This is a genomic window from Bartonella sp. AA1HLJMS, assembly GCF_042197445.1.
In the GTDB taxonomy this organism is placed as follows: Bacteria; Pseudomonadota; Alphaproteobacteria; order Rhizobiales; family Rhizobiaceae; genus Bartonella.
The window spans coordinates 1-952 of sequence record NZ_JBHIRW010000236.1; the positions used below are offsets into that span (position 1 = coordinate 1).

The window sequence follows — 952 nt, forward strand, 5'->3', positions numbered from 1 at the left end:
CCACTCTTAAATAGAATTAGATTTTTTTACATCGCCTTTAAAAGATTATACCGTAATCTAAAATGATAGCTTTATTAACATCGACCTTGTGGCTAAAATTCGTGATTATGCTGCTATTTTCCTAACTCTACTTTGGGACTATAAGCCCCTCTTTGGCTAGTTTTTCAACAGTTGTTTCAGCAACGCTTACTATGAGATTAGAAAATGATGCAAAAGCATTTCCATCGCTATAGCCTTTTGCTAGCCATATGGTTTCTTTGTTTTTTGTATGGTGAATAAGATAAACACTAACACTTATGGCGGGCTTACTAATATTATATCCACCGGTCACATAACCTGGTGTCGTCTCAGTTTCTATGGTAGCAAAGTTTCCAAATCCCGAAATAGTACTTGTAGAGGTTCCCGGATGATACGTTGGCGGGATATATGTCTGCGATATAGCACGATTATCAACGCTAACTATTAGGAGTGCATCTGCGCCTTTATTTGTTATAATTTCCTCTTTCTCGTTATAGGAATAATTACGAGTTAGAGGGAAAAGTTCTAATCCTCTCAATATCTGTACATTGTATTTAGCAAGCGATTTCTCAAAGGTGTCTTCAAGTGCTTTTTGCTCAGAAATAGACATGCCAACACCTCCTATGACCATCTTTTTCGTTTGAAATCGTCCCTTGTAGTTTGGATCAACAATTCCGTTCAAATGTGTTATAGGACCACAAGCTGTGAGTATTAACAAACAAAGTAAAATAAAAAACTTCATCATCATAAACCTTTGATTAATGCAAAAGTCTAATAATGTATTTATAATTCAAATTAAAGATACGATTTGAACTTTTAAATAATTTTTTTAGATTGTTTTGCAAAATTTAAGAAATCCACTCTTAAATAGAATTAGATTTTTTTACATCGCCTTTAAAAGATTATACCGTAATCTAAAATGATAGCTTTATTA

General features: G+C 33.2%; 1 protein-coding gene. It reads right to left on the reverse strand.

What is annotated here, in order from left to right:
* Positions 1–127 precede the first annotated feature (127 nt).
* Positions 128–766: a hypothetical protein gene (locus ACFIQE_RS10860; RefSeq protein WP_375646243.1), complete on the reverse strand. Its 639-nt coding sequence runs from the start codon at positions 764–766 to the stop codon at positions 128–130.
* Between the last annotated feature and the right edge of the window lie 186 nt (positions 767–952).